Annotated in this window: 24 protein-coding genes; 10 read left to right on the plus strand and 14 right to left on the minus strand. The window is 58.7% G+C overall.

What is annotated here, in order from left to right:
• Positions 1–79: 79 nt before the first annotated feature.
• The 3 genes from speD to EH206_RS05435 all read right to left on the minus strand — a co-directional run bounded on the left by speD (position 80) and on the right by EH206_RS05435 (position 2,218).
• A complete protein-coding gene (speD, locus tag EH206_RS05425; RefSeq protein ID WP_009111787.1) occupies positions 80–874 on the minus strand; it encodes an adenosylmethionine decarboxylase in 795 nt (264 codons plus the stop codon).
• A gap of 6 nt (positions 875–880) precedes the next feature.
• A complete protein-coding gene (gene speE / locus EH206_RS05430) occupies positions 881–1,762 on the minus strand; it encodes a polyamine aminopropyltransferase (protein ID WP_009111788.1) in 882 nt (293 codons plus the stop codon).
• A gap of 108 nt (positions 1,763–1,870) precedes the next feature.
• Positions 1,871–2,218 carry a YacC family pilotin-like protein gene (locus EH206_RS05435; RefSeq protein ID WP_009111789.1) on the minus strand — a complete coding sequence of 116 codons (348 nt, stop codon included), beginning with the start codon at positions 2,216–2,218 and terminating at the stop codon, positions 1,871–1,873.
• 271 nt (positions 2,219–2,489) lie between these two features.
• Here EH206_RS05435 and EH206_RS05440 point away from each other — a divergent pair, with 271 nt between their 5' ends.
• Positions 2,490–3,551 (plus strand): ABC transporter ATP-binding protein, encoded by a 1,062-nt coding sequence (locus EH206_RS05440; protein WP_009111790.1) that lies wholly within the window; start codon positions 2,490–2,492, stop codon positions 3,549–3,551.
• 365 nt (positions 3,552–3,916) lie between these two features.
• A complete protein-coding gene (gene hpt, locus EH206_RS05445) occupies positions 3,917–4,459 on the plus strand; it encodes a hypoxanthine phosphoribosyltransferase (protein ID WP_198008319.1) in 543 nt (180 codons plus the stop codon).
• A gap of 57 nt (positions 4,460–4,516) precedes the next feature.
• Here hpt and can read toward each other — a convergent pair whose 3' ends face one another.
• Positions 4,517–5,158 (minus strand): carbonate dehydratase, encoded by a 642-nt coding sequence (can, locus tag EH206_RS05450; RefSeq protein WP_009111792.1) that lies wholly within the window; start codon positions 5,156–5,158, stop codon positions 4,517–4,519.
• A gap of 127 nt (positions 5,159–5,285) precedes the next feature.
• Between can and EH206_RS05455 the strand changes: the two genes are divergently transcribed.
• Positions 5,286–6,209 (plus strand): ABC transporter ATP-binding protein, encoded by a 924-nt coding sequence (locus EH206_RS05455; RefSeq protein WP_009111793.1) that lies wholly within the window; start codon positions 5,286–5,288, stop codon positions 6,207–6,209.
• The gene (locus tag EH206_RS05460) at positions 6,206–6,976 is read left to right on the plus strand and encodes an ABC transporter permease (RefSeq protein ID WP_009111794.1); all 771 of its coding nucleotides are present in this window, start codon (positions 6,206–6,208) and stop codon (positions 6,974–6,976) included. Before EH206_RS05455 ends, EH206_RS05460 begins: the two co-directional genes overlap by 4 nt.
• Before the next feature lie 45 nt (positions 6,977–7,021).
• On the opposite strand, the gene panD is transcribed toward EH206_RS05460, so the two are convergent.
• The 9 genes from panD to thpR form a co-directional block, all read right to left on the minus strand.
• Positions 7,022–7,402, minus strand: a complete 381-nt coding sequence (gene panD, locus EH206_RS05465; RefSeq protein ID WP_009111795.1) for an aspartate 1-decarboxylase — start codon at positions 7,400–7,402, stop codon at positions 7,022–7,024.
• Positions 7,403–7,543: 141 nt separating this feature from the next.
• Positions 7,544–8,398 carry a pantoate--beta-alanine ligase gene (gene panC / locus EH206_RS05470; protein WP_009111796.1) on the minus strand — a complete coding sequence of 285 codons (855 nt, stop codon included), beginning with the start codon at positions 8,396–8,398 and terminating at the stop codon, positions 7,544–7,546.
• A gap of 38 nt (positions 8,399–8,436) precedes the next feature.
• Positions 8,437–9,231 (minus strand): 3-methyl-2-oxobutanoate hydroxymethyltransferase, encoded by a 795-nt coding sequence (gene panB / locus EH206_RS05475; RefSeq protein WP_009111797.1) that lies wholly within the window; start codon positions 9,229–9,231, stop codon positions 8,437–8,439.
• 100 nt (positions 9,232–9,331) lie between these two features.
• Positions 9,332–9,832 carry a 2-amino-4-hydroxy-6-hydroxymethyldihydropteridine diphosphokinase gene (gene folK / locus EH206_RS05480; protein WP_009111798.1) on the minus strand — a complete coding sequence of 167 codons (501 nt, stop codon included), beginning with the start codon at positions 9,830–9,832 and terminating at the stop codon, positions 9,332–9,334.
• Entirely contained in the window at positions 9,832–11,241 is a 1,410-nt protein-coding gene (gene pcnB, locus EH206_RS05485; protein WP_210729180.1) for a polynucleotide adenylyltransferase PcnB, read from the minus strand. The genes folK and pcnB overlap by 1 nt, the downstream gene beginning before the upstream one ends.
• A 54-nt stretch (positions 11,242–11,295) precedes the next feature.
• Positions 11,296–12,216 carry a tRNA glutamyl-Q(34) synthetase GluQRS gene (gene gluQRS, locus EH206_RS05490; RefSeq protein ID WP_009111800.1) on the minus strand — a complete coding sequence of 307 codons (921 nt, stop codon included), beginning with the start codon at positions 12,214–12,216 and terminating at the stop codon, positions 11,296–11,298.
• A gap of 154 nt (positions 12,217–12,370) precedes the next feature.
• Positions 12,371–12,826, minus strand: a complete 456-nt coding sequence (gene dksA / locus EH206_RS05495) for an RNA polymerase-binding protein DksA (protein WP_009111801.1) — start codon at positions 12,824–12,826, stop codon at positions 12,371–12,373.
• 244 nt (positions 12,827–13,070) lie between these two features.
• Positions 13,071–13,790, minus strand: a complete 720-nt coding sequence (gene sfsA, locus EH206_RS05500) for a DNA/RNA nuclease SfsA (RefSeq protein WP_009111802.1) — start codon at positions 13,788–13,790, stop codon at positions 13,071–13,073.
• Between the two features lie 7 nt (positions 13,791–13,797).
• Entirely contained in the window at positions 13,798–14,334 is a 537-nt protein-coding gene (gene thpR, locus EH206_RS05505; protein ID WP_009111803.1) for an RNA 2',3'-cyclic phosphodiesterase, read from the minus strand.
• Between the two features lie 75 nt (positions 14,335–14,409).
• On the opposite strand from thpR, the gene hrpB reads away from it, so the two are divergent.
• The 5 genes from hrpB to fhuB all read left to right on the plus strand — a co-directional run bounded on the left by hrpB (position 14,410) and on the right by fhuB (position 23,346).
• Positions 14,410–16,854, plus strand: coding sequence for an ATP-dependent helicase HrpB (gene hrpB / locus EH206_RS05510; protein WP_009111804.1), 2,445 nt, complete (start codon positions 14,410–14,412; stop codon positions 16,852–16,854).
• A 102-nt stretch (positions 16,855–16,956) separates the two neighbouring features.
• Entirely contained in the window at positions 16,957–19,434 is a 2,478-nt protein-coding gene (gene mrcB, locus EH206_RS05515) for a bifunctional glycosyl transferase/transpeptidase (protein WP_009111805.1), read from the plus strand.
• Between the two features lie 213 nt (positions 19,435–19,647).
• Positions 19,648–20,445, plus strand: a complete 798-nt coding sequence (gene fhuC / locus EH206_RS05520; RefSeq protein WP_009111806.1) for a Fe3+-hydroxamate ABC transporter ATP-binding protein FhuC — start codon at positions 19,648–19,650, stop codon at positions 20,443–20,445.
• 2 nt (positions 20,446–20,447) lie between these two features.
• Complete coding sequence (fhuD, locus tag EH206_RS05525; protein ID WP_009111807.1) at positions 20,448–21,368, plus strand: Fe(3+)-hydroxamate ABC transporter substrate-binding protein FhuD; 921 nt, start codon at positions 20,448–20,450, stop codon at positions 21,366–21,368.
• A 7-nt stretch (positions 21,369–21,375) separates the two neighbouring features.
• Complete coding sequence (gene fhuB, locus EH206_RS05530) at positions 21,376–23,346, plus strand: Fe(3+)-hydroxamate ABC transporter permease FhuB (protein ID WP_040342945.1); 1,971 nt, start codon at positions 21,376–21,378, stop codon at positions 23,344–23,346.
• Between the two features lie 33 nt (positions 23,347–23,379).
• Here the strand turns inward: fhuB and hemL are convergent, their stop codons facing one another.
• Positions 23,380–24,660: a glutamate-1-semialdehyde 2,1-aminomutase gene (hemL, locus tag EH206_RS05535; RefSeq protein ID WP_009111809.1), complete on the minus strand. Its 1,281-nt coding sequence runs from the start codon at positions 24,658–24,660 to the stop codon at positions 23,380–23,382.
• Between the two features lie 260 nt (positions 24,661–24,920).
• On the opposite strand from hemL, the gene erpA reads away from it, so the two are divergent.
• The gene (gene erpA / locus EH206_RS05540; RefSeq protein WP_009111810.1) at positions 24,921–25,265 is read left to right on the plus strand and encodes an iron-sulfur cluster insertion protein ErpA; all 345 of its coding nucleotides are present in this window, start codon (positions 24,921–24,923) and stop codon (positions 25,263–25,265) included.
• Positions 25,266–25,330 lie beyond the last annotated feature (65 nt).

Raw genomic sequence — 25,330 nt, forward strand, 5'->3', positions numbered from 1 at the left:
TAAGGCGACCGTTATGCTGAGGTTTTTTTCAGCAGAGTCGATGGCGGGAAGAAGGGAGCCGCGCTCCCTTCCTGAGACATTACAGCACCGGCAGATTTCTGCCGTAATAAATTTCCTGCATCTCGTGATACAGCAAATCAGTGATTCGTTTACGCTCTTCAACGCTCAATGCGTTGGGATCGACGTTGAACAGGTAATGCTTCAGGTCGAAATCTTTCAGCAACATTTTGGTGTGAAACATATTTTCCTGATAAACGTTCACATCCATCAGGTGATATAGCGATTTCATGTCTGCCGACATGAAGTTCTGGATCGAGTTGATCTGATGGTCGATAAAGTGCTTTACGCCATTAACATCGCGGGTAAAGCCCCTGACGCGGTAATCAATGGTGACGATATCCGATTCCAACTGGTGGATGAGATAGTTAAGCGCTTTCAGCGGGGAGATAACGCCGCAGGTCGACACTTCAATATCGGCGCGGAAGGTACAGAGTCCGCCCTCTGGATGGCTTTCCGGATAGGTATGCACGCAAATATGACTTTTATCCAGATGGGCGACCACCGAGTTGGGCAACGGCCCCGGATGTTCGGAATTGTCGACGTCACGGGGATCTATCGGCTCTTCACTGACCAGAATGGTTACGCTGGCGCCCTGCGGCTCATAGTCCTGACGGGCGATATTCAGAATATTGGCGCCGATGATCGAGCAGGTTTCACTCAGGATCTCGGTCAGCCGGTTGGCGTTATACTGTTCATCAATATAGGCGATGTAACCGTCACGCTCATCGGCCGTTCTGGTGTAACAGATATCGTAGATACAAAAACTCAGGCTTTTGGTCAGATTATTAAAGCCGTGCAGTTTCAGCTTGTGCAATTTAAGTCACCCCCTTATGTATGCGGAATCAAAATGCGATAGCGCATTCAGTAAATATTGCGGCAGCGCGAAGCTACCCATGTGAACGGCCGGATTGTAATAACGGCACTCAATACCCGAGGCATTAAAACGTTGTTGCAACGTCTCGGTGGTTATCCGGCGCAGCGACGGCGCGTTGCTGGCCCAGGCAAAGGTCATTATACCGCCGTAATAAGTGGGGATCGCCGCCTGGTAGAATGTGACGTCGCTAAAGTAGCGGCCGAGCTTTTTGTGGCTGTTGACGGCCTCATCCTGTTGCAGAAAGCACACCCCGTTCTGCGCAACGAAGACGCCGTCTTCGTTCAGACAGCGGGCGCACCCCTGGTAAAAATCAGAGGTGAACAGGCTTTCGCCCGGCCCGATGGGATCGGTGCTGTCGGAAATGATGACGTCGAATTTTTCCGTACAGCGATTAACGAACTTCACCCCGTCGTCAATCACCAGATTGAAACGCGGGTCGTCATAGGCGCCGGCGCTATGGTGGGGCAAATACCGTCGGCAGAACTCCACCACGCCGGCGTCAATTTCCACCATAGTGATATGCTCAACGCCGGCGTGTCGGCTGACTTCGCGCAGTATGCCGCCGTCGCCGCCGCCGATGATCAGCACGCGTTTGGCGTTGCCGTGCGACAGCAGTGGAATATGGGCCAGCATTTCGTGGTAGATGAATTCGTCGCGCTCGGTGGTCTGGACCACGCCGTCCAGCGCCATGACGCGGCCTAAGGCGGCGTTTTCAAAGATGATCAGATCCTGATGGTCGGTCTTTTCGTGGTATAGCACCCGCTCGATGGCAAAGTACTGACCGAAGTTGGCATGCAGGGTTTCATACCAAATTTCTTTCTGGGACATGTTAGGGCTTCCTCCGCGATAACAGCCATGAAAATTGGCGCGCCATGATAGCGAACTCTCGCGGCGCTTGCACGGTCAAATTTCATTCAGTGCGCGGGAGGAGGGGAATTACGGCGCGTAGGCAAGTAAACCGAGTGAGTTCCGGGCCAGCGCCTGACATTTTTTGGCCGTGGGGATGGCGATTTTACTCAGGTCCCGATAGCTGTCCTCCCCCAGTACGGTCATATTGAACGCGCCGTAATTGCTGAGATCCCAACGATTTTGCCGGGCGAAAGCCAGCAGCGTCTGACGAATCTGCTCATTGGGAAGGTCCTGATAACCGCAGTTGTTTTTCAGATAAACGAAAACCGCGGTTAAATCGGCGAGATCTTCCGCTTCAAATTCATTCAAAGCCTTGCTGGCGGAGGAGAAGCTCATCAGGCTCAGCAGTAACAGCGCCAGCGCAGAGTTTTTCATGGTTAAATTCATTCCGGTTATCGTCAGGAGACGTTATCACAATTGTAGATCACCTGACCAAATTTTCTTGTTGCGTTGGTTTTGCCGGGCAGGGCGGTCAAGCGCGGAGGTTAGGTTAATAAATATCTGATATTCGGATGATAGATTTATTCCAGCCCGGAATATAATGCATAGCGGAGAGCGTGATTAGGGTGGCGGGCGTTTTTATTTACCGACGATACCGAATAAACGCGGCGAATTTCCGGCTTAATACGGTGCTGAAAAATAAACCATGACAGATGTAACCGATGTACTGACGATTAATAACCTAACCTGCCGTTATCCGCCGCGTAAAGAAAGGGAGGGGTCGGCGTTGCAAAACCTTTCCCTAACGGTTCGGCAGCGGGAAATTGTTTGCCTGCTCGGCGCCAGCGGCTGCGGCAAGACCACGCTGCTCAAAGCGGTGGCGGGGTTGCTCCCGGTGGATTGCGGGTCGATTGTGGTTGCCGGCCAGACGATGAGCGACGGCGAGCGGACCGTCGCGCCGGCGTTGCGTCAGGTTGGGCTGGTTTTTCAGGGTTGCGCGTTATTTCCGCATCTGACGGTGGCGCAAAATATTGCCTTTGGTCTGAACGGTCAGTCTCGGGAAGCGATAGCCCGCGGCGTTGAAGAGATGGCGGCGCTGTTGCATCTGGCCGGGCTGGAGGACTGCTATCCGCACCAGATCTCCCGTGAGCGGCAGCAGCGGGCGGCCATCGCCCGGGCGATGGCCCGCAAGCCGAGCGTACTGCTGCTTGATGAACCTTTCTCCAATATGGATAGCCAGGTGCGCGATACGCTGATTAACGAGCTGCGCCTCCTCCTTAAACGGCAGCAGGTCGCCACCGTCCTGGTGACTCACAGTAAGGAAGAGGCCTTTGCCTTTGCCGATCGGCTGGCGGTAATGGACCACGGGACCATTGTGCAGGAGGGCTATGCGGCAACGCTTTATCAGCAGCCCGGCAGCCGTTTGGTCGCGGACTATCTGGGCAGCGGCAACTATCTGCCGGTTAACATCCTCAGCGATCATCAGTGGCGGAGTCTCTTTGGCGATCATCACGCCGCGCACCCGCATGGGCAGCCTATCGGCTCTCTCTGCGACTGGCTGGTTCGTCCGCATGATATTGCGCTGGCGCTCGATCCCAAAGGCGAGGCGGAGGTTGTGGATCGGCTGTTTATGGGCACCTTGAACCATTATCGCATCAGGCTGGACGACCATATCATCCAGGTACAGAGCAGTACCTGGTTTGAGGCGGGGCAAGCGGTCAGGTTAAGTATAAAAACCGAACAACCGCTTCTGTTTCCCCGTTTATAGCCGCACCCAGGCGTTATAACCCGGCTGGTTTGGGGATTTCGAGGTATTCGCCGTTGATGGCGCGTTTGTAATAGGCGCCGTTTTTCACATAGAAGCGTTCGCCGTTCATATCCAGTACGGTCATGCCTCCCTGGGTCGTGGCGGAGGCCGCAATGGGCTTTACGCAAATTTATGCCGTGATAACGCAATCCTGCATATTCATTAGCAATTGGCGGCATCATGGCCGTGGCCGACAGGGATGGGGCTGGCCCGCGCTTTCTGCTATACTGCGCGCCCTTAGGCGCTATCCGTCTGCACTGGCGTACCGTCGATAAGCATCATCCGCATGCTATTGATGGTGCTGAAATACCTTTATTCAAAGAGTTATGAGTATGATGAAGCATATCGTGGAAGTCATGATTTCCGAACGGGAGGTCAAGGCGCGGGTTACCGAACTGGGCCGTCAAATCAGTGAACACTACCGTGACAGCGGCAGCGATATGGTGTTGGTCGGCTTATTGCGCGGCTCGTTTATTTTTATGGCCGATTTGTGCCGGGCGATTGATGTTTCACACGAAGTCGATTTCATGACGGCCTCCAGCTATGGCAGCGGTATGAGCACCACCCGCGACGTGAAGATCCTCAAAGATCTGGATGAGGATATCCGCGGCAAAGATGTGCTGATTGTCGAAGATATCATCGACTCGGGCAATACGCTGAGCAGAGTGAGTGAGATCCTGCAACTGCGCTCCCCGAAGTCGCTGGCAATCTGTACCTTGCTGGACAAGCCGCAGCGTCGCGAAGTGGACGTTAACGTCGAGTGGGTGGGATTCTCCATACCCGATGAGTTCGTGGTCGGCTATGGCATTGACTACGCGCAGCATTATCGGCATTTACCCTACGTCGGCAGGGTTATCCCTCAGGATTAAGGCCGCGCGCGCAACGCCATGGTAAATCGACGCCCGATGTCAGGGCGTCGGCATCGGTCAGGACAGGGAGGACATCGCCCGACGATAGCGCTGTTCCAGCGTCTCCCGGTTGGTGGCGGTCACTTCCAGATTGCGCAGCCGTCCATCCTGAATACCGTAAACCCATCCGTGGATGGTCACTTTCTGGCCGCGTTTCCACGCCGACTGCATGACGGTGGAGTGGCCGAGATTATACACCTGCTCAACCACGTTGATTTCGCACAGGGCATTCAAGCGCTGTTCGGGAGGCAATTCTCCCAGCAGCGAACTATGCTTGTACCACAGATCGCGGATGTGCAGCAGCCAGTTGTTGATCAAGCCCAGTTCGGGGTTTTCCACCGCCGCCTGGACGCCGCCGCAGCCGTAATGGCCGCAAATGATGATATGTTCGACCTCCAGCACCTCGACGGCGTATTGCACCACGGAAAGGCAATTCAGGTCGGTATGAATCACCAGATTGGCAACGTTGCGGTGCACGAACAGTTCGCCCGGTTCGAGGCTGGTGAGGCTCTCCGCCGGCACGCGGCTGTCCGAGCAGCCAATCCATAAAAAACGGGGGCGTTGCGCCTGCGCCAGTCGTTCAAAATAACCCGGATCTTCTTCCACCATGGTTTCTGACCAGCGTTGGTTATTGGCGATAAGCGTTTCGATTTCTTTCATGAAAGTAAATGACCTGTAACAAACAAGGGGCGGTGAGAGGTAATATAGGACAACAATCGTCGTTTGAAAACGATAGTTTAGGAATTGAAACTGTAGAACTTACTGATAATAGGGCAACGCATTTTTTATGACATATGCACTGGAACTGGCGCAACTGACCAAGACCTACCCGGGGGGCGTCAAGGCGCTGCGTGGCATCGATCTGCGCGTTGAAGCGGGTGATTTTTACGCGCTGCTGGGGCCGAACGGCGCCGGCAAGTCCACCACCATCGGCATCATCAGCTCACTGGTCAATAAAACCGCCGGAAAGGTTCAGGTATTCGGTTACGATCTCGATCGCGATGTGGTCAACGCCAAGCGTCAACTGGGGCTGGTGCCGCAGGAATTCAACTTTAATCCGTTTGAAACCGTGCTGCAGATTGTGGTCAATCAGGCGGGTTATTACGGCGTAAAACGTCAGGACGCCCAGCAGAGGGCGGAAAAATATCTGCGGCTGCTGGATTTATGGGGAAAACGCAACGAGCGGGCGCGCATGTTATCCGGTGGAATGAAGCGTCGTCTGATGATTGCCCGCGCGTTGATGCATGAGCCTAAATTACTGATCCTTGATGAACCCACCGCCGGGGTGGATATCGAACTGCGCCGCTCCATGTGGGGATTTCTGAAAGAACTCAACGCGCAGGGCACGACCATCATTCTGACCACCCACTATCTGGAAGAGGCGGAAATGCTGTGCCGCAACATCGGCATTATCCAGCATGGCCAACTGGTGGAAAATACCTCCATGAAGCACCTGCTTTCCAAACTCAAGTCGGAAAACTTTATTTTCGATCTGGCGGCGAAGAGTCCGTTGCCGAAGCTTGAGGGATATCAGTATCGCCTGGTGGATACCTCAACCCTGGAAGTGCAGGTTATGCGCGAACAGGGGCTGAACGGGGTGTTCAGCCAGTTGAGCGCGCAGGGCGTTCAGGTATTGAGCATGCGCAATAAAGCCAACCGGCTGGAAGAGCTGTTTGTCACCCTGGTGAACGGCAACGGAGGGAAAGCATGATGCGGTTATATTGGGTGGCGTTGAAGAGTATCTGGTACAAAGAGGTGCATCGCTTCGGCCGCATCTGGATCCAGACGCTGGTCCCCCCCGTCATCACCATGACGCTCTATTTTATTATCTTCGGTAATCTGATCGGTTCCCGCATCGGAGAGATGCACGGGTTTGATTACATGCAGTTTATCGTTCCCGGACTGATTATGATGTCGGTGATCACCAATGCCTACGCCAACGTGGCCTCTTCCTTCTTCAGCGCCAAGTTTCAGCGCAATATCGAAGAGCTGCTGGTGGCGCCGGTGCCTACGCACGTGGTGATAGCGGGTTATGTCGGCGGCGGCGTGACGCGCGGCATTTGCGTCGGCGTACTGGTGACGGCGGTATCGCTGTTTTTCGTGCCATTGCATATCCACGCCTGGTGGGTGATTGTCTTGACGCTGGTGCTGACGGCGGTACTGTTCTCGCTGGCGGGGCTGCTGAACGCGGTGTTCGCCAAAAGCTTTGACGATATCAGCCTGATCCCGACGTTTGTGCTGACGCCGTTGACTTATCTCGGCGGGGTATTCTATTCGCTGACGCTGCTGCCGCCGTTCTGGCAGGCGGTATCGAAGCTGAATCCGGTGGTTTATATGATCAGCGGTTTTCGCTACGGTTTTCTGGGGATCCAGGACGTGCCGCTGGCCTTTACCATGGCGGTGCTGCTCGCCTTTATCGCGGTGTTTTACCTGTTGGCATGGTGGCTGATTGAACGCGGGCGCGGACTGCGCAGCTGAGCCGCGGATGTAAAGCAAAGGCGGTGTCGCCACCGCCTTGTCATATCACGCCACCTGTACCGGTATCGCCTTGGCCTGGCGCTGTAGCTGGTTGTCGCCGGAGAAGTAGGCCACCCTGGGGTGATGTTCCCGCGCCTGCTCGTCGGACATCTGCACATAAGAACAAATGATCAGCTTGTCGCCGACGCAGGCGCAGCGCGCGGCGGCGCCGTTTACCGAAATAATCCGCGAACCGCGTTCTCCGGCAATGGCATAGGTTGAGAACCGCTGGCCGTTATCCACGTTGTAGATATCGATGGCTTCGTATTCCAGTATGCCCGCCGCATCCATAAAATCCTGATCGATGGCGCAAGAGCCTTCGTAGTGCAAATCAGCCTGGGTTACCTTTACCCGATGCAGTTTGCCTTGCAGCATGTTACGTATCATTGTTCATCACCTCGACTTATACCCTTCATCTTTCAAGCTGCATCTGTGTTGGCTTCCTTCTCTCACCCCAGTCACTTACTGGCGTAAGCTCCTGGGGATTCGTTCAGTCGCCGCCTTGATGCAACTCGAAATCTATTGGGTTTATACGGTCAGATCGACCTGCTGATTATCAATTAATCGCGCTTTACCCAGCCAGGCGGCCATTAAAACCACCGCGCGGGTGCTGGCCGGCGTCAGTGGCTGCAGTGTATCAGCATCGCGGATAAACAGCTCGTCAGGGGTAAAACCTGCCTGTTGCAGCGCCGTTTCCGCCTGGGCGAGCAAGGCATCTATCCGGCGATCGCCGGCCGCCATTTTTTGCGCCACGGTCGCCATGATCTGGTTCAAGCGCGGGGCGATCTGGCGCTGCTCGGCGCTGAGGCGGCCGTTGCGCGAGCTGAGGGCCAGCCCGTCTTTGGCGCGCACCGTCGGCATGCCTATAATGCTGATGTCATAGCCCATATCGCTCACCAGCCGGCGGATCAGCGCCAACTGCTGATAATCTTTTTCGCCAAAGCAGGCCACATCGGGTTGCACCAGGTTAAACAGTTTGCTGACGATGGTGGCGACGCCCCGAAAATGACCGGGACGGCTGGCGCCTTCCAAAATAGCGGAAAGACCGGGAACCTCGACGAAAGTCTGCTCTTCCAGCCCGTTCGGGTAGATCACCTCCGCACCGGGCGCGAAAACCAGATCGACGCCGCGGCGGGTCAGCTTCTCGCAGTCCTCCTGCAAGGTGCGCGGGTAGCTGGCCAAATCATCCGGCCGTTCAAACTGCATCGGGTTGACAAAAATACTCACCACCACCATGTCAGCGCGTTCTCTGGCCTCATCAACCAGTTTCAGGTGCCCGTCGTGCAGGTTGCCCATGGTAGGCACCAGGGCGATGCGTTTCCCCTCCTGGCGCCAGCGGCGGATTTCACGGCGCAGCAGCAGAGGGGTTTCAATAATCAGCACTCCTATTACTCCTTAATGCGTAACAAACGCAGCCGATCTTAATGGAAAGAGTGTTCTTCGGCCGGATAAATGCCCTGTTCGACTTCCTGGACGTAAAGACGCGCCGCGGCGCGAATGTCGCCGCTCTGCGCCAGAAAGTTCCTGGCAAACTTCGGCGTTTTTTCGCCGGTGATGCCAAACGCATCATGCATTACCAGAATTTGTCCGTCGGTGACGTTGCCCGCGCCGATGCCGATGACGGGAATGGCGAGCGCGTCGGTGATGCGCTTCGCCAGCGCCACCGGCACGCACTCCAGCACCAGCAGCTGCGCGCCGGCCTGCTCTATGGCGCGCGCATCGTCAAGCAGTTGGTTGGCGGCGGCCTCGTCCCGGCCCTGGATCTTATAACCGCCGAAGATATTGACGGACTGCGGCGTCAGGCCTAAATGCCCGCAAACGGGCACGGCGCGTTCGGTCAGCATCCGTACGGTGGGGACCAGCCAGCTTCCGCCCTCCAGCTTCACCATATTGGCGCCGGCGCGCATCAGCTCCGCCGCCTGGTCGAACGCCTGTTCCGGCGTGGCGTAGCTCATAAACGGCATATCGGAGAGCAGCAAGGCCAGAGGCGCGCCGCGGCGCACGCAGCGGGTGTGGTAAACCATATCATCGATGGTGACGGGCAGGGTGGAGTCATGTCCTTGCAATGTCATTCCCAGCGAGTCGCCGACCAACATTATCCGGATACCCTGTTCAAAGAATAAACGGGCAAAGCTGGCGTCGTAAGCGGTAATTGAAGCAAACTTCCGCTGCTCTTGTTTCCATTGGCGTAGGTGGGAAAGGGTCGTTGGTTTCATGGCAGCATTCCTAAATCAATAGGGTAAAGATTAAAAAAAGTATTCTAATGGATGCCGTCAGAGAGCGATAGCGATCGCGCCTCCACTTTGACACATGGCGCTATCGGGAATCGGGCGTTTCATCCCAGAGAATCAATCCATTGCGATTCACGCTAAGCAGGCGATAAGAGAGGGACTCGCCGTCAGGAAAAATCAGTTCCGGGGCGATCTCGGCCAGTGGATACAACATAAATTCGCGGTTTTTCATATCGTAGTGGGGAACGGTCAGCCGCGGCGTGGCGATGACCTCGTCGCCGAACAGCAGAATATCCACATCCAGCGTGCGCGGCCCCCAGCGCTGCGCCTTGCGTACCCGTCCCTGTTCCCGTTCGATAGCCTGGGTATGATCCAGCAGTTGTTCGGCGCTCAGGTCGGTCGCCAGCTCCGCCACGGCGTTCAGATAGTCGGGTTGGTCCTGCGGGCCCAACGGACGGCTGCGGTAGAAAGAGGAACAGCGCGCCAGCCGGGTTTGCGGCAGGTTATCCAGCGCGCTCAGGGCGGCGTGAATCTGTTGTAGCGGCTGCGTCAGATTACTGCCCAGGGCCAGATAGACGCGCGTCATCAAGCTTTTTCCCGCGCGGCGGCCGGTTTGCGTGGGCGCCGCGGGCGGGAACGGCGGTGCGGCGTCGGGCCGTCGTCCAGCGAGCCCAGCATTGCCTGCTGACGCGGCGGCGGCGCAACCTGAAACTCTCCCCACCACTGGGCCAGGCGTAATAACTCCTGATGATTTTCGATTTCAGCGCGCAGGCAAAGCAGATCGTAGGCGGCGCGGAATTTGGGATGCTCCATCAGTTTATAGGCGCGTTTGCCCTGACGGCGCGACAGGCGTAACTGCAGCAGCCAGATGTCGCGCACTAACGAAGTAATACGTTTGGGGATCGCCAGCGAGCGGCATTGCTCGTCCAGAATATCATTCATCGCCAGAGCGAAGGCATCGAAATAGGCCAGGCCGCTTTCCTGAGTCAGCTTTTGCGCGTGCTCAATCAGCGGATACCACAACATGGCGGAGAACAGAAACGCCGGATTAACCCGCATATCATTTTGCAGACGCCGATCGGTGTTTTTCAGCACCTGCGCCACCATCCGCTCCAGCGTACTGTCGCCGGTTTCGGTAAATTGATTGCTGATTAACGGGAAAAGCGGTTGGAATAACTGATATTCGCACAGCATTTTATAGGTCGGGTAGCCGTAACCGGTCTGCAGCAGCTTCAACGATTCCTCAAACATCCGCGCCGCCGGGATATCGTGCAGCAGGGCGGCCAGGCGGGGAATCGGTTCGGCGGTTTCAGGGCTGATGGTCATATCCAGCTTGGCGGCGAAGCGCACGGCGCGCAGCATCCGCACCGGATCTTCACGGTAACGGGTTTCCGGATCGCCGATCATGCGAATAACGCCCTGGCGCAGATCGTTCAGGCCGTCGGTATAGTCCCGTACGGTGAAATCGGCAATGCTGTAATACAGGCTATTGATGGAGAAATCGCGCCGCTGGGCGTCTTCTTCAATGGAGCCGAAAATATTGTCGCGCAGCAGCATGCCGCTCTGGGCCTGCTGGGCGGAGTTCTTGACTTCCTGCTGTTCCTGATGCTGCTCATGGTGACCGCGGAACGTGGCGACCTCGATCACTTCCGGCCCGAACATGACGTGGGCCAGCCGGAAACGGCGCCCCACCAGACGGCAGTTGCGGAATAGCTTGCGTACCTGATCCGGCGTGGCGCTGGTGGTGATATCAAAATCCTTAGGCCTTTTGCCCAGCAGCAGGTCGCGCACTCCGCCGCCGACCAGATAAGCCTCATAGCCCGCTTTGTTCAGGCGATAAAGTACTTTCAGCGCGTTCTCGCTGATCTCTCGGCGTGAAATATTGTGCTGGTCGCGCGGGATAACCGTCAGATGCTGACGCGGCTCCTCGGCTTTGAGCACTTCGTTCTCACGATTCAGTACCTTACGGCAAAAATTAGCGACTCGGGTAAAGATAATACACCTCGATAGTGATGAATAATAAAATCGTCATAAAAAAATAGCGGCTAATCATAGCTCACCGGGCCGGGTTTGAGAATGCCGATGTGAGCTCAGGCCGGTTTTTGCCGTTTGCACCGGGATGCGGGAGAGCGTCCAATGGGCGACGGACCATGCAAGCAGCGCCGGGAGCGTCAGATCTTGCCAGCTTTCCGGCAATGGTTGATGCAGAAACCGCAAGGCGGCTATCAATACCGGGCGCGGGTCGCCGTTTGGCAGCGCTGGGGCATGGTTTTGTTTGGAGAGTTTATCCCCGTTGTCATTCAGCACCAGCGGCAGATGGATATAGGAAGGCTGCTGATAACCCAACTGGCGGTATAGCGAGATCTGCCGCACGGTAGGCGCTATCAGATCGGCGCCGCGGACGATCTCCGTGACGCGCTGCGCGTGGTCGTCGACCACCACGGCCAGATTATAGGCGAAAAGCCCGTCGCGACGATGAATAATAAAGTCTTCGCCCGCGAATGCCGGATCGGCGAAAACGTCTCCGCGCAGCCCGTCGTAAAAGTGGCATACCGGCGCGGTTTGTCGCAGGCGTATCGCGGCATTTTTTGCGGGTAAGCCGCGCTCCCGGCAGCGGCCGTCATAATGCCCGCCTGATTGCTGGATCCGGCGGCGGGTACAGGTGCAGTGGTAGCTTAATCCCCGTTGCGCCAGCCAGCGGAGCGCCTCTTGATAAAGCGCGTAGCGCTGTGACTGATAGACGACTTCGCCGTCCCAATACAGACCGTAATGTTCTAACTGGGAGAGAATGCGGGCGGCCGCGCCGGGGATTTCACGGGGAGGATCGAGATCTTCAATACGAACCAGCCAGCGCCCGTGCTGAGCGCGAGCCTGGAGATAACTGCCGAGAGCGGCAATCAATGAACCAAAGTGCAGGTCGCCGGATGGAGAAGGGGCAAAACGACCGGTGTAGTAATCTGTTTGGCACATAAAAGTAATATAACGCCGTCATAGCTTTTATCTTGCGGGCTGCAAGGATAAAACAGCGGCGAACGTTCTGTTTCGAGCGCTCAGACGGACTCCCGCGAAACCTGGCCCTGGGTGCGAAAAGCATACCCGCGGGGCCAGGCTTTAGGGCTAACGATTATCCTGCCATCTGCTTTTCGCGTATTTCCGCCAGCGTTTTGCAGTCAATACACAGATCGGCCGTCGGACGGGCTTCCAAACGGCGGATGCCAATCTCCACGCCGCAGGATTCGCAGTAACCGAAGTCTTCATCTTCGATTTTTTGCAGCGTTTTGGCGATCTTCTTGATCAGCTTCCGTTCGCGATCGCGGTTGCGCAGTTCGAGGCTGAACTCTTCCTCTTGAGCCGCACGATCCACCGGATCGGGAAAATTGGCAGCTTCATCTCGCATATGCGATACAGTACGATCCACTTCATCCCTGAGTTGGTTGCGCCATGCTTCAAGAATACGCTTGAAATGAGCCAGCTGAGCGTTGTTCATATACTCTTCGCCCGGCTTCTCCTGGTACGGCTCTACTCCGGCAATTGCGAGAATGCTCAGAGAAGATGTCTTACGGTTTTGCCCTTCTTGCATGTTGCTTCTCCTACATAACACGACACGCACTATACCCTTTTTACTTGAAGTCACAGCCTGGCTGCAACGCCAATTACCTTGGGTATATCGATCCCCTAAGGGGGAAAAACAGGCCGCTATAAATAGCAGATGAAGATGGGGTTGGCAATGGTTCCTGACACCGGCCTGATAAAGTGTGAGGAACAGCGTATTATCATCGGATGATAAACAAGGTGTTAGCGTGTTGTGGCCGTAGGCACTTTGTTTAATCATTTACTGCATTAATCAATAACGGCAACTGATACGTAAGCTTGATACTGTCAGGGGTTAATGTGGAGCCATAACATAGAATTTCAACCCCCTGTCGTTGTGCGGTCGTCAATAATTCGACGTAACGCGGATCGATATGCCGGGCAGGAGAGACCCGTTTGATCCCCGAGTGAAGTACGGCGAAAAACAGCACTGCCCGTTCGCCGTTAGCGACCACCTGTTGCAGTTCGCGCAGGTGCTTTTGCCCCCTGAGGGTTACCGCATCGGGGAAATACCCGCATCCATGTTGCAACAATGTGACAGATTTCACCTCAATATAGCAGTTAATCCTGTCCGGCGCCTGTAACAGCAGATCGATACGGCTGTTTTCCGCGCCGTACTTCACTTCGCTTTTGCAAGAGGTATAACCCGCCAACGCGTCTACCCGATCTTCCAGCAGGGCCTCGTGCAATAACGTATTGGCGCGCAGCGTGTTGACGCAAATCCAGTCATTCTGTTGCGTCTCGGTCAATTCCCAAGTGTGCGGGTATTTGCGTTTGGGGTTATCGGAGGTGGAGTACCAGACGGTATCGCCGGGGGTGGCGCAGCCCGTCATGGCGCCGGTATTGGCGCAATGAAGAGTGAGTAATTCTCCCTCCGGGGTCGCCACATCGGCCAGAAAACGTTTGTAGCGTTTAATTAATCGAGCCGGCCGTAAGCGGGGCGTGTATTGCATCCGTATCCTATTTTGGTTGGGTCAGCGGCCAGCTTGCCAGCGTCTGATAGCGGGTTTTGCCATTTTCAAACAGCGATTGATAGAGTGAAAAATGGCGCACGGGTAGCGCCCAGCTGAAATCGGCGGGCGGCAGAGCAACGGCTTTGGTGGCGCCGCGCAGCAGGGTGATATGGGGGTGGAAAGGTTGCGCGCTCTGATAGCAGCCGTTACGGGCCGCCTGTGAGCGCAATAAATCAGCCAACTGCAATAACCCGCGCGGCGCCTGCCGGCACCCCATCCACACCGCGCCGGAACTTATCCACTGGCCCGCGTCGTTCAGCGTCACGGTAAATTCCGGCTGGCGGATGCGTCCCGCCAGCGCGCGCAGAACCTGCTCTTTGGGTTCGCTGACCTCACCAAGAAAGGCCAGCGTCAGATGGTGACTGGCGGCGGCGACCGGGCGACCGGCCTCCGGCGCGAAGCGTGCGGCGCGCCAGCGGATAATCTCCTGCCGGGTATCTTCCGGTAGCGATAAGGCAAAAAACAGGCGGCGGGTAGGGTGCATGTCGATCTCTTAAGTTCTGATTCCATCCGATGCTACAATGCCTGCCGCTGAAAGTTAACCGTTATGGAGATTTCTGTGATTTTACCGCCCGTCAGTGCCGTGCTTAATGAAGTGATAAACGCGCTGCACGCCTCGCCTCAGGTTTTATTGCATGCGCCGACCGGGGCGGGGAAATCGACCTGGCTGCCGTTGCAACTGCTCCGTCAGGGCAATCTGGACGGCAAGATAATCATGCTGGAGCCGCGGCGGCTGGCGGCGAAGAGCGTCGCCTGGCGTCTGGCGCAGCAGTTGGGCGAGGAGCCGGGGCAAACGGTGGGCTATCGGATGCGCGCGGAAAGCCGCGTCAGCGCCGCTACCCGCCTGGAAGTGGTCACCGAAGGGATGCTGACGCGACGGCTGCAACAGGATGCCGAGCTGAACGGCGTGGCGCTGGTGATTCTGGATGAGTTTCACGAGCGCAGCCTGCAGGCCGATCTGGCGCTGGCGCTGCTGCTGGATGTGCAGCAGGGTCTGCGTGACGATTTAAAGCTGCTGATCATGTCCGCCACGCTGGATAACGCCCGGCTGGCGGCGCTGCTTCCTGATGCGGCGGTAGTGGTCTCTGAAGGGCGCAGTTATCCGGTGGAACGCCACTATTATCCGTTAAATGGTCACGAACGGTTGGAAGAGGGCGTGGCCCGTCAGGTCAGACGGCTACTGACCGAACAGCGAGGATCGCTGCTGCTGTTTTTGCCCGGCGTGGCGGAAATCAAACGGGTGCAGGCCTTGCTGGCGGGCAGTGTGACGGACGACGTGGATCTGTGCCCTTTATATGGCGCGCTGACCCTGGAGGAGCAGCAGAAAGCGATTCTGCCGGCGCCGAACGGGCGCCGCAAGGTGGTGCTGTCGACCAATATCGCCGAAACCAGTCTGACCATTGAAGGGATCCGGCTGGTGGTGGATTGCGGGCTGGAACGGGTCGCGCGCTTTGACGTCAAAAGCGGTTTAACCAGACTGATCACCCAGCGCATCAGCCAGGCATCGATGGTGCAGCGCGCCGGACGCGCCGGCAGGCTGAGCGCCGGCATCTGCTGGCACCTGTGTTCCCGTGAACAGGCGCAGCGCGCCGCCGCGCAAAGCGATGCCGAGATACTTAACGGCGATCTCGGCAGCCTGTGGCTGGATCTGCTGCAATGGGGATGCCGCGCCGCCGACCAGTTGGTCTGGCTGGATGCGCCGCCGCCGCCCGCGCTGCAGACGGCGCGTCAGCTGCTGCGTCAACTGGGGATCGCCGACCGGGATGACCGGCTGACGCCCGCCGGGCGAAAAATGGCCTCGCTGGGGTGCGATCCGCGGCTGGCGGCGATGCTGACGGCCGCGGAGCAGCAGGGCAACGATGCGCTGGCGACGGCGGGCTGCCTGGCGGCGATGCTGGAAGAGCCGCCGCGCGGCGGTTCGCTCAATCTGCTCGACTGGCTGCACCGTCCTCAGCCGCACTGGCTGCGGCGCTCGCGACAGCTTACGCGCCGTTTGTCGGCGGAGCCGGGCCGTATTGATGCGGGTTGGGCCGCCTGGCTGCTGGCGCAGGGCTTCGCCGATCGCATCGCCCGGCGGCGCGCTCAGGACGGCCGCTATCAGCTGGCGAACGGCAGCGGGGCGATGATGTCGCCGGACGAGGCGTTGTCCGGCACGGAGTGGCTGCTGGTTCCCACTTTATTGCACAACAGCCATAATGCGGATGCGCGCATCCTGCTGGCACTGCCGCTGGATATCGCGCGTCTGGAACAGCAGTTGCCCGGTCTGGTCGGCGAACATAACCGGGTGCAGTGGGACGAAGAAAAAGGTACGCTGCGCGCCAGCAAACGCCATCAGATAGGTTGTCTGACGCTGCGGCAGCGGCCGTTAAGCAAGCCCTCTGACGAGGAGCTACAGCAGGCCTTGCTGGCCTGGCTGCGCGAGCAGGGATTGTCCGGCCTGAACTGGGATGCGGCGGCGTTGCAGCTGCGCGCCCGGCTGCAGTGCGCCCGCCAGTGGCTGCCGGAAGTGAACTGGCCGCCGGTGGATGACGACACCCTGCTGGCGACGCTGGAGCGGTGGCTGCTGCCGTCCCTGTCGGGTGTGCGCGACCTGCGGGCACTGCGCCAGATTAACCTCGGCGAGGCGTTAACGCGTTTGCTGGACTGGCCTCTGCGCCAGCGGCTGGACAGCGCGCTGCCCACCCATTACACCGCGCCGGGCGGCAGCCGGCTGCCCATCGCCTATTATGAGGATAAGCCGCCGGTGCTGGCGGTGCGGATGCAGGAAATGTTTGGCGAGCGGCAAAGCCCGCTGCTGGCGGAAGGACGCGTCGCGCTGGTGCTGGAGCTGTTATCGCCGGCGCAGCGGCCGTTGCAGATTACGCGCGATCTGGCCGCATTCTGGCAGGGGGCGTACCCGGAGGTGCAAAAAGAGATGAAAGGGCGCTATCCCAAGCACCTCTGGCCGGACGATCCGGCGAATGCGCTCCCGACCCGGCGCACCCGAAAATATCAGAATCACTAATTTCAGACGTTTCCGCTTCCTTGCAAAGGGCGGTGGAAACAGAGTAGGCGGCTTGAGCGAACAGCGGGTGGCCGTTAATAACCAGACGGAGAAGCAACAGTAATGTCTCGGGATGACCGCGAACCTATCGGACGCAAAGGAAAAGCGTCGGGACGGAAACCTGCGCGCAAGCAGGCAGTTCGGCGCCGCAGGGATGACGACTATGATGATGATTATGAAGACGATTATGACGATTATCAGGACGATTATGACGACGATGGCTATGATGACGAGGGCGGGATGACGCGCAAATCGCGGAATAAACGACGGAGTTGGCTGGGGCTCTTCATCAAGCTGTTTCTGGTGTTTGCCGTATTGCTGGCGATCTATGGCGTCTATCTGGACAGCCAGATCCGCAGCCGCATTGAAGGAAAAGTGTGGCAACTCCCGGCCGCGGTGTACGGCCGCATGGTCAATCTTGAACCGGGGATGGCCTATAACCACAAAGAGATGGTCGGCCTGCTGGAAGGGATGCAGTATCGTCAGGTTACCCGCATTACCCGCCCCGGTGAATTCAGCGTGCGTGGCAACAGCATTGAAATACTGCGCCGCCCGTTTGATTTTCCCGATGGTAAAGAGGGGCAGATCCGCGCCCGCCTGACGTTCAATAACGATCGTCTGGCGCAGATCCAGAATCTGGATAACCAGCGCAATTTCGGCTTCTTTCGTCTCGATCCGAAACTGATCACCATGATGCAGTCGCCCAACGGCGAGCAGCGCCTGTTTGTGCCGCGTACCGGCTTTCCCGATCTGCTGGTGGATACGCTGATCGCCACGGAAGATCGTCATTTCTATGAGCATGACGGCATCAGCCTGTACTCGATCGGCCGCGCCTTCCTGGCCAACATCACCGCCGGTCGGGCGGTGCAGGGCGGCAGTACGCTGACGCAACAGCTGGTGAAAAACCTGTTCCTGACCAATGAGCGTTCCCTGTGGCGTAAAGCCAACGAAGCTTATATGGCGCTGATCATGGATTATCGCTATAGCAAGGATCGCATTCTGGAACTGTATCTCAACGAAGTGTACCTCGGTCAGAGCGGCAGCGATCAGATCCGCGGCTTCCCGCTGGCCAGCCTTTACTATTTCGGCCGTCCGGTGAATGAGCTGAGCCTCGATCAGCAGGCGCTGCTGGTGGGAATGGTGAAAGGCGCATCGCTGTATAACCCGTGGCGTAATCCTAAAATCACCCTGGAACGCCGTAATCTGGTGTTGCGCCTGCTGCAGAACCAGCAGGTGATTGACGTCGAACTGTATAACATGCTGAGCGCTCGTCCGCTGGGCGTACAGCCGAAAGGGGGCGTTATCAGTCCTCAGCCGGCGTTTATGCAACTGGTGCGGCAGGAATTGCAACAGCGGCTGGGGGATAAAGTCAGCGATCTCTCCGGGGTGAAGGTGTTCACCACCCTCGATCCGGTCTCGCAGGACGCCGCGGAAAAAGCGGTGGAGGAGGGGATCCCGGCGCTAAGGGCCGCGCGCGGCGTTAACGATCTGGAGGCGGCGATGGTGATCGTCGATCGCTTCAGCGGTGAAATTCGCGCCATGGTCGGGGGAGCGCAAACGCAATACGCCGGGTTCAACCGCGCCTTGCAGGCGCGTCGTCCGGTAGGTTCGCTGGCCAAACCGCCCACCTACCTGACGGCGCTGAGCCAGCCGGATACCTATCGGCTGAATACCTGGCTGGCGGATGAGCCGCTGTCGCTCAAGCAGCCCAACGGCCAACTGTGGCAGCCGAAAAACTACGATCGCCAGTTCCGAGGACGCGTGATGCTGGTTGACGCGCTGGCCAACTCGCTCAACGTGCCGACGGTGAACCTGGGGATGGCCGTGGGGCTGGATCAGGTCACCGCCACGCTGAAACGGCTGGGGGTTCCTGAAAACGTGATCTCGCCGTTGCCTTCGATGCTGCTGGGGGCGATCAGCCTGACGCCGATGGAAGTGGCGCAGGAATACCAGACTATCGCCGGCGGCGGCAACCGCGCGCCGTTGTCCTCGTTACGTTCGGTAATTGCCGAAGACGGCACGGTGTTGTTCCAGAGTTTCCCGCAGGCCGAGCGCGCGGTTCCCGCCCAGGCGGCCTACCTGACGCTTTACGGCATGCAGCAGGTGGTGGCGCGCGGCACTTCACGTTCGCTGGCGGTCAAGTTCCCGAACTATCATTTGGCCGCGAAGACCGGCACCACCAACGACCTGCGCGACAGCTGGTTCGCCGGGGTGGACGGCAAGGAAGTGGCGATAAGCTGGGTCGGGCGTGACAACAACGGGCCGGCGAAGCTGACCGGCGCGAACGGCGCTTTGACCATTTATCGCCGCTATTTGGAAAATCAGACGCCGCTGCCGCTGACGCTGACGCCGCCGGAAGGCATAACCACCATGACGGTGGATGCCGGCGGCAATTTCGTCTGCAACGGCAGCAGCGCCGGACGGGTTTTACCGGTATGGACGGATAATCCGCAGGCGCTGTGTCAGGCCAGCCAGCCGCAGCCGGCGCAGCAAAACGGCGAGGGCGTGGCGGACTGGATCAGGGAAATGTTCGGTCAATGATTTTTCTTCCCCTCCCCCGGTTCGCCGGGGGAGGGGCCGCTTGCCGGTAATGTTCCAGCGCTTTCGTTATTTATTCCCGGCGGTGTATATTCCTTGCGGAGCGCATTCCGTTACGCCTATCATGCAATCTTTGTGATAATTATTATCATTGGCTTTTAGCTTGATAACCATTAGCCGCCTTGATTCCAGGCTGGCGGTGAAATCCAAAACGTTATGCAAAACCAACATGCACTGCCCGATACCACCTTCAGGCTGGACGATGTCAGCTTTACTATTGCCGACCGCGCGCTGCTGCGCCCGCTGACCCTGACTTTTCCCGTGGGGAAAGTCTGCGGTCTGATCGGACACAACGGCTCCGGCAAATCCACCCTACTGAAAATTCTTGGCCGCCACCAGCCGGCCAGCGCCGGTTCGGTCTGGCTGGGCGAACGCTCCCTCGACCGCTGGGACAGTAAAGCCTTTGCCCGTCAGGTGGCCTACCTGCCGCAACAGCTGCCTGCGGCGGAAGGCATGACCGTGCGCGAACTGGTCGCCATCGGGCGCTATCCGTGGCACGGCGCCCTGGGGCGTTTCGGCGGCGCCGACCGGGAAAAGGTCGACGAGGCGATTAGGCTGGTAGGATTGAAATCCTTCGCCAACCGTCTGGTGGATAGCCTGTCCGGCGGGGAACGGCAGCGGGCCTGGCTGGCGATGACCGTGGCGCAGGACAGCCGTTGCCTGTTATTGGACGAGCCGACCTCGGCGCTGGACATCGCGCATCAGGTCGAGGTGCTGGCGTTGATCCAGCGGATGAGCCGGCAGCGGGGGTTGACGGTGATCGCCGTGTTGCACGACATCAATATGGCGGCGCGTTATTGCGATTATTTGGTGGCGCTGCGCGGCGGTGAAATGATTGCGCAAGGCGAGCCTCTGGCGCTGATGCAAGGTCCGGTGCTGGAAAATATTTATGGTATTCCCATGGGAATATTGCCTCATCCCGGCGGTGGCGCGCCGGTAAGTTTCGTTTGCTGACTATGTCTTATCCATTATCGTCCGGCCGCTGCGCCGATATCGGGCGCCGTCGCCTGCTGACCGCGCTGGCGCTTTCCCCGCTTCTCTATTCCGCCGCCGGCCGCGCCGCGGCCTATCCCGATCCGCGGCGTATCGTGGCGTTGGAGTGGCGGCAGGTTGAAATGCTGATGGCGTTGGGGATCGCGCCGATGGGCGTCGCGGATATCCATAATTACCGCCTGTGGGTGGCGGAACCTGAACTGCCGCCGGGGGTGATTGATGTCGGTTTTCGTACCGAACCGAATCTGGAACTGCTGGCCGAACTTCGCCCCTCGCTGATTCTGCATTCCGAAGGTTACGGCCCGTCGGCGGAGAAAATCGCCCGTATCGCGCCGGCCATGGGGTTCGGCTTTAACGATGGAACCGGCAAGCCGCTGGCGTTGGTAAAGCCCTCGCTGGAGAAGCTGGCGGATGCGCTGGGAATACCCGATGCGGCGAACCGGCATTTACGGCAGTTCTCCGAATTTATGCAGCAGGCAAAAACGCGTTTACAGCCTTATACCCGTCGCCCGCTGCTGCTGTTTACCCTGCTGGACCTGCGCCACGCGGTGGTGATCGGCAAAAACAGCCTGTTTCAGGAAGTGATGGATGAAGCCGGGATAGAAAACGCCTGGCGGGGCGAAACCAGTTTCTGGGGCAGTACGATTGTCGGCATTGAACGTCTGGCCGAGATTGAACACGCCCACGCCCTCTGCTTCGATCACGGCGACGACGCAGTTATGGCGCAACTGGCGGATAGCCCGCTGTGGCAGGCGATGTCGTTTGTGCGTCAGCGGCGCTTGCAGCGGATACCTCCGGCCTGGCTGTATGGCGCTACGCTGTCGGCCATGCGTTTCTGCCGCCTATTGGAACAGGCTCTGGAGGCGCGGCGTGACGTTAACTAAAAAACGCATGTCGCCCGTTCTGCCGATCGGTTTTTTGCTGGCGGCGGCGCTGGCGCTGGGCGCTTACAATTTGCAGCGTCAACTGCCCGCGGCGCTGTGGTGGCAGGGGGTATGGCAGCCCTCCGCCGAGGATATCCGCCAACTGCTGTTTCACTATAGCCTGCTGCCGCGCATGGCGCTGGCGCTGCTGGTGGGCGCCGGGCTGGGGCTGAGCGGGGTGCTGTTTCAACAGGTTTTGCGTAATCCGCTGGCGGAATCCTCGACGCTGGGGATCGCCACCGGGGCGCAGTTGGGCATTACGGCCGCCACGCTGGCGGCGCTGCCCGGCGGCGTGTTTATTCAGCAAATAGCGGCGATGATCGGCGCGTTGGCGGTTGGCGCGCTGGTGTTCGGCGTCGCCTGGGGAAGACGCCTATCGCCGGTTACGCTGATTCTGGCCGGGCTGGTGGTGAGCTTTTATTGCGGCGCGCTCAACCAATTGCTGGCGCTGTTTTACCACGACCAGCTACAGAATATGTTTCTGTGGAGCAGCGGGGTACTGAATCAGCAGGACTGGAGTAACGTGCGCTTTGTCTTTCCTCGTCTGCTGATCTGTTTCTGTCTGGCGTTACTGCTGCTGCGTCCGTTAACCCTGCTGGGGCTGGACGACGCCGTCGCCAGCAATCTGGGGCTGGGCATATCGCTGGCGCGGCTGGGCGCCCTCGGACTGGCTATTTTCCTCAGCGCGCAGTTGGTCAACGCGGCCGGGATTATCGGTTTTATCGGCCTTTTTGCTCCGCTGCTGGCCAAAATGCTGGGCGCCAGGCGTTTACTGCATCGACTGTGGCTGGCCCCGTTGCTCGGCGCCTTATTGCTGGGCGTGACCGATCAAATCGTCATCTGGCTGAGCGACGTATGGCGCGAGGTGCCGACCGGCGCGGCGACGGCGGTGATTGGCGCGCCGCTGCTGCTGTGGCTGCTGCCGCGTTTGCGCACCGGCGGGCAGCCTTCGATGATGGAACCGGGCGGATTACGGCAGACGGAACGGCGCCGGTGGGGATGGTGGATGCTGGCGGGCGGCGCGCTGTTGATCGTCGTGGCGTTAATCGCGCTGACGCTGGGGAAAAACGCGCAGGGCTGGCAGTGGAGCGGCGGCGATCAACTGACGCAGCTATTGCCGTGGCGCTGGCCGCGCGTCCTGGCGTCATTGGCCGCCGGGGTGATGCTGGCGGTGGCCGGCACGCTGATACAGAAACTGACCGGCAACCCGATGGGCAGCCCTGAAGTGCTGGGGATCAGCTCCGGCGCCTCCTTCGGCGTCATCATACTGCTGTTTTTCGTACCCGGCGACGCCTTTGCATGGCTGATCCCGGCCGGCAGCGCCGGCGCCGCGGCGGCGCTGCTGGCGATGGTGATGATTGCCGGGCGCGGCGGATTTTCCACCCAGCGCATGCTGCTGGCCGGTATCGCCCTGAGCATGGTGTTCGGCACGGTGATTACGCTGCTGTTGGCCAGCGGCGATCCGCGCGTGGCGAGCGTGCTCACCTGGCTGTCCGGGTCCACCTATAACGTGGAAGGGCCGGATGCGGTGCGATCCGTCGTTATCGCCGTATTGCTGCTGCTGATAGTCCCGCTGTGCCAGCGCTGGCTGCGTATTTTGCCGCTAGGCGCCGCCACCGCCCGTTCGCTTGGGGTGGCGGTTACTCCGGTGCGTCTGCTGGTGCTGTTATTGGCCTCGGTACTGACCGCCACGGCGACGTTAATCGTCGGGCCGATGAGCTTTGTGGGACTGATGGCGCCGCATCTGGCGCGCATGATGGGGTTCAGCCGCATCATGCCGCAGATCTGCGCTTCCGCGCTGCTTGGCGGGGGGCTGATGGTGTCGGCCGACTGGTGCGGGAGAATGTTGCTGTTCCCGAACCAGATTCCGGCAGGGCTGCTGGCGACCTTTATCGGCGCGCCCTATTTCGTTTATCTGCTGCGCCGGCAGGCCCGGTAAAGCCCCACGGGGTGGGGCTTTACGGGCTATTTATTACAGCCGTGCGAAAGAGCGGCGCGCGGCTTCTATCGTGCGTTCAATATCCTGCGGGCTGTGGGCCAGCGACATAAATCCGGCTTCAAACGCGGAGGGCGCCAGGTAGATCCCTTCCTCCAGCATCAGATGGAAGAAGCGTTTGAAACGCTCTACGTCGCTGGTCATCACCTCCTGATAGCAGGTGACGCGCTCGGCATCGGTGAAGAATAGCCCGAACATCCCGCCGGCCTGATTGACCACCAGCGGAATATTCTCCGCCTGCGCCGCCGCGGACAAACCCGCCGCCAGCTGTTCCGTCAGTGCGGTCAGTTTTTGATGCACGCCGGGTTTGGCGACTTCGCTCAGGCAGGCGAAACCCGCCGCCATGGCTATCGGGTTGCCGGACAGTGTTCCCGCCTGATAAACCGGCCCGGTGGGGGCCAGCGCCTGCATCACTTCGCGCCGGCCGCCAAAGGCGCCCACCGGCATGCCGCCGCCGATGATTTTCCCCAGACAGGTCAAATCCGGCGTCACCCCGTAGTGCGCCTGCGCGCCGGCCAGCGCGACGCGAAAACCGGTCATCACCTCGTCGATAATCAGCAGCGCGTCGAATTCGTCGCACAGCGCGCGCAGCCCCGGCAGAAAATCCGGCAGCGGCGGCACGCAGTTCATATTTCCGGCCACGGGTTCGACGATAACCGTGGCGATATCCTGCGGATATTGTTCAAAGGCGGCGCGTACGGAAGCCAGATCGTTATAGGTGCAGGTCAGGGTATGGCGGGCGAAATCCGCCGGTACGCCCGGCGAATTGGGCTGCCCCAGCGTCAGCGCGCCGGAACCGGCTTTCACCAGCAGGCAGTCGGCATGTCCGTGGTAACAGCCTTCGAATTTGATGATTTTGTCGCGTCCGGTAAATCCCCGCGCCAGACGGATGGCGCTCATGGTCGCTTCGGTGCCGGAGTTGACCATGCGCACCATGTCGATGGTCGGCACCAGCGAGGTCACCAGACGCGCCATGCGCACTTCCATTTCCGTCGGGGCGCCAAAGCTCAGCCCGCGCTCGGCGGCGTCAATCACCGCCTGACGAATGGCAGGATGGTTATGTCCCAGCACCATCGGCCCCCAGGAGCCGACGTAATCGATATAGGATTTGCCGTCGACATCGTAAAGATAGGCGCCGTCGGCCCGTTCGATAAACAGGGGAACGCCGCCCACGCCGTTAAACGCCCGAACCGGCGAGTTCACCCCGCCCGGAATAAGTTGCTGCGCCGCGGCGTACAGACTTTCTGATTTGTTCATTAAGCGGATCCTGACCTTGCGTGTAGCGTGGAAAATAGCGCCATTCTAATAAACTGGGCGCGGTTGTGAAATCGTTGTGCGGATTTCATATTTGAAAAGGTCAGCGCAGGGTACTGACGCAACGGGCGCGCTGGTTGCATAATGGCGCGATTAATTCGTCGATCGACGTCAAATCTTGAACGTTTTAACCTACTGCTGGATAATAGGCGTATGATTAGGGCGTATCATCTGATGGCCCTGAGTTGGGAGTAGAAAATATTATGAGCGACGATATAGCACTGCCGCTGCAATTTACCGATGCGGCGGCGAACAAGGTGAAGAACCTGATTGCCGATGAAGAAAATCCCGAGCTGAAGCTGCGGGTTTATATTACCGGGGGCGGCTGTAGCGGTTTCCAGTACGGCTTTACGTTTGACGATCAAATCAACGAAGGCGATATGACCATCGAGAAGGAGGGCGTGGCCCTGGTGGTCGACCCGATGAGCCTGCAATATCTGGTGGGCGGCTCGGTCGATTATACCGAAGGTCTGGAAGGTTCGCGTTTTATCGTCACCAACCCCAACGCCAAAACCACCTGCGGCTGCGGTTCCTCTTTCAGTATCTGATCGCCTGAAAAAAATCATAAGGCCCGCGCCGTCGCTCAGACCGCGCGGGTTTTTGCCTTCTGGCG

This window comes from Brenneria nigrifluens DSM 30175 = ATCC 13028, assembly GCF_005484965.1.
Classification (GTDB): domain Bacteria; phylum Pseudomonadota; class Gammaproteobacteria; order Enterobacterales; family Enterobacteriaceae; genus Brenneria; species Brenneria nigrifluens.